Origin of the sequence: Caballeronia sp. LjRoot29 (genome assembly GCF_964252755.1) — a bacterium.
In the GTDB taxonomy this organism is placed as follows: Bacteria; Pseudomonadota; Gammaproteobacteria; order Burkholderiales; family Burkholderiaceae; genus Caballeronia.
The window spans coordinates 1-3,395 of record NZ_CAXUPU020000077.1 but is presented as its reverse complement, the minus strand read 5'-3'; the positions used below and the strand labels follow the sequence as shown (position 1 = coordinate 3,395).

3 protein-coding genes are annotated in these 3,395 nt (G+C 56.9%); all 3 read left to right on the top strand.

Annotation, left to right across the window (positions count from 1 at the left end; genetic code table 11):
* The first annotated feature begins 192 nt into the window (after positions 1 to 192).
* The 3 genes from ACSQ83_RS35705 to ACSQ83_RS35695 are packed head-to-tail and all read left to right on the top strand — an operon-like array spanning position 193 to position 3,300.
* Positions 193 to 1,374 (top strand): tyrosine-type recombinase/integrase, encoded by a 1,182-nt coding sequence (locus ACSQ83_RS35705; protein WP_436231353.1) that lies wholly within the window; start codon positions 193 to 195, stop codon positions 1,372 to 1,374.
* A complete protein-coding gene (locus tag ACSQ83_RS35700; RefSeq protein WP_436231352.1) occupies positions 1,371 to 2,312 on the top strand; it encodes a tyrosine-type recombinase/integrase in 942 nt (313 codons plus the stop codon). The genes ACSQ83_RS35705 and ACSQ83_RS35700 overlap by 4 nt, the downstream gene beginning before the upstream one ends.
* Positions 2,305 to 3,300: a tyrosine-type recombinase/integrase gene (locus tag ACSQ83_RS35695; RefSeq protein WP_436231351.1), complete on the top strand. Its 996-nt coding sequence runs from the start codon at positions 2,305 to 2,307 to the stop codon at positions 3,298 to 3,300. The genes ACSQ83_RS35700 and ACSQ83_RS35695 overlap by 8 nt, the downstream gene beginning before the upstream one ends.
* The last annotated feature ends 95 nt before the right edge of the window (positions 3,301 to 3,395 follow it).

Here is a 3,395-nt window from a genome sequence, read left to right as displayed (position 1 = left end):
GAGTATGGTGTGGTAAAAAAAATGTCGCGGTGCCTCTTAATAACCCTGTATTGCCTGTCAGGTTGACCCGTCCATGGCGACATAATTTCAGGCTGATACTGATATTCCACTGATCAACATTGGGGGAATATCATGTTTGAGACTCTCTTTACGCGTCCGCATGTTCTTGCTGCCCACACGCTCGCGCCCTGCGTGGAATCCAGGAAACGCTTCCTCGTACATTGTCAGGAACTGGGTTATCCGCCTAAGTCGATCCGCAAGATCGCGTGGGTCCTACTGGTTTTTTCGCAGAGCATGGATCTGTCCCGCCCGCGGTTAATAACGCACGAGGAAATCGCGTTTGCGGTTGACCACCGGATTCGTCTCGTTCGAAGTGAGCGCACGAACGAGTCCCGCAGCTCACGGCTTCTGTTCATCCATACCGCCACGGCCTGGCTGTGTTTTCTGGGGCGTCTGGAGGAACGGCATCCCACGAGAGAACCATTTGTTCGCTATGTCGAGCACTACGTCGATTTCATGCGCGACCAGCGAGGACTCTCTCCTGCTACGATTTCAAACTGTCGTGATGAGATCGGTCATTTTCTGGCGATGGTCTGCCGCCCTGACAGGGCAATTGATGCTCTCACTATCCACGACGTCGACACCTACCTCGCGTACCAGGGCAACCATGGCTGGTCCAGAGTGTCATTGCACGCGCTTGCGAGCACGCTGCGCAATTTCTTCCGGTATGCAGAAGGACAAGGCTGGGCTACCAACGTTGCGTGCGGCATTGAAGCACCCGTGGTGTATAGGGAGGAGGGTTTGCCGCTCGGGCCAGATTGGGAGGACGTGCAAAGATTCGTCGCCAGTTTTGTCGGCGACAGTGCGATCGATCTACGCAACCGTGCGATGATCATGCTGCTGGTTGTCTACGGACTGAGGCGCGGCGAGGTGGTACTGCTCCGTCTGGAGGATATAGACTGGTGCGGCGAGATCCTTCATGTCCATCGTCCCAAGCAGCGTTGCACACAGCAATATCCGCTGGTGGCAACAGTTGGGAATGCCATTCTGCGTTACCTGAAGGAGGCGCGTCCACGAAGCGCTCATCGTGAGCTGTTCCTGTCGGTTGAGGCGCCGATCCGACCGTTGTCACCTGCGCGCGTAAGCGACATTGTCCGATCGCGTCTCGCAGTGCTTGGCATCGACATCCCGCGGCGTGGCGCACATTGCTTGAGGCATGCCAATGCCCGGCACTTACTCGATGCTGGTTTTGCCCTGAAGGAGATCGGCGATCATCTCGGCCATCGCAGCGCTTCGTCGACGAGAACCTATGCGAAGGTTGACCTGAGCGGACTGAGGCATGTGGCCGAAATCGATCTGGGGAGTTTGCTATGACGCTCTCCGAACTTGTCGCCCAATACGTGAGCCACAAACGGGCGTTGGGCATGCGCTTTGATTCCGAAGCGGCCACGCTTGCCTCATTCTGCCGCCGGGTTGATGGCAACATTGATGTGACGTCGATCACGCTCAGGCAGGTACATGACTTCCTGACTGGCAACAGGCCGCTGACTAACCATTGGCGCAAGAGAAGGTCGGTACTTGACTGCCTGTTTCGTTTTGCCCTCTCGCGTGGGCATGTCTCGGCTTCTCCACTTTCTCCCTACAGTCCGGAATTGCCGCCACCGCTGATACCCTATATCTATTCGCAGCAGGAATTAAAGCGCCTGCTCGACGTGGCTCCGGCGGCATGCAGTCCATACGGTCTGCTGGATGCATATGTTTTGCGTGCACTCATTCTGATTCTGTATGGCGCTTGCCTGCGCCATGGCGAAGCCTTGCGGCTAACCATGCAGGACGTCAATCTCGACGAAGCCGTCCTGCACGTGCACGAGAGCAAATTCTATAAATCGAGGCTGGTTCCGCTAGGCGCAGATCTGAATAGTGCGATGCGAACCTATGCCCGGCAACGCAACCAGAGATTTGGGCAGGCACCGGCTGCGCCGTTCTTCTGTTTCCGCGATGGTCGCCCTGTGACCCAGAAAGCTGTGTGCAAGGCCTTTCAGCGACAGCGCGTCCTGGCAAACATCCAACGCGAAGGCGGTGCGTCCTGCCAGCCGAGGCTGCATGATTTGCGGCACTCAGGCGCAGTGCACCGGCTAATCGCCTGGTATCGCGGTGGCGTGGAGTTGCAACTGTTGTTACCGCAACTGGCCACCTATCTCGGCCACATCGATCTCGCGAGCACCCAGCGCTACCTCACTCTGACGCCCGAGTTGCTGAATGAAGCGGGCACGCGCTTTGAAACTTACTTCCTTGAGGTGCATCATGAATAACTCATCTCTGCTGGGTCCGTGGATCCGGCGGTTCCTGATCGAGTATCTGGTGGGCGAACGTAACCTTGCCATCAATACGCAAAAAAGTTACCGCGACATGCTCATGCTGTTGCTTCCGTATCTGGCCGCCAAGGTCGACAAACGGATCGATCGCCTGAGCGTTGATGATCTCTCCGCGCAAATGGTCCGCCTGTTCCTGACGCACATGGAAGAACAGCGCCACTGTATGGTCAGCACACGAAATCAGCGGCTCGGCGGCATCCATGCGCTGGCTCGTTTCATCGGCGAACATGCACCGGAATACGTCGACTGGTGGGCACAGATTCATCTGATTCCCGTCAAGAGAACCAGTCGGCCGGAGATCAGCTACCTTAGCAGGCAGGAAATGGACGCCCTGCTCGCAGCCTCTGACATGAATACAGCACAGGGGCAGCGCGAACATGCGTTACTGCTCTTCATGTTTAATTCAGGAGCGCGTGCAAGCGAAGCCGCGCAGCTCAAGATTGGCGACATTGACTGGCACACGCGTTCGGCCAGCATCGTCGGCAAGGGGAACAAACATCGCCGCTGCCCGCTCTGGAAATCCACAATCGAGGCGTTGCGCTCACAGACTGAAGGCAGGGCCGCCGCCGAACCTGTGTTCCTCAACCGGCTCCATCAGACGATGACGCGCTCCGGCATTCATGCTCTGGTGAAGCGCTGCGCTATTCGTGCTGCAGCCAGCGTGCCGTCACTCGCCGGCAAGAATGTGCACCCACATGTGATTCGGCATACAACCGCTTCGCTACTACTGCAGGCCGGTGTCGACATCAATACGATACGCGGCTGGCTTGGGCACGTGTCGTTGGAGACGACGAACATCTATGCCGAGATCAACCTGGAAACAAAGGCGCGGGCGCTGGCGACATGCGAAGTGCAAGGCAATGCCGAAGTACAAAAACAATGGCGTGATCAGCCCGACCTGATGGCCTTCCTCCGTACCCTGTAGCCGAATAATATGTGCTGTTCGATTTCCGCAAAGACGCTGCCTTGGCCTCGTCGGCTATCGACCAGCACATTTTTTTTACCACACCATACTCGTTG

What these genes read in the sequence shown, in the direction of transcription:
- ACSQ83_RS35700 (WP_436231352.1), top strand. Translation starts at nt 1,371, where the DNA reads ATGACGCTCTCCGAACTTGTCGCCCAATACGTGAGCCACAAACGGGCG.
- ACSQ83_RS35695 (WP_436231351.1), top strand. Translation starts at nt 2,305, where the DNA reads ATGAATAACTCATCTCTGCTGGGTCCGTGGATCCGGCGGTTCCTGATC.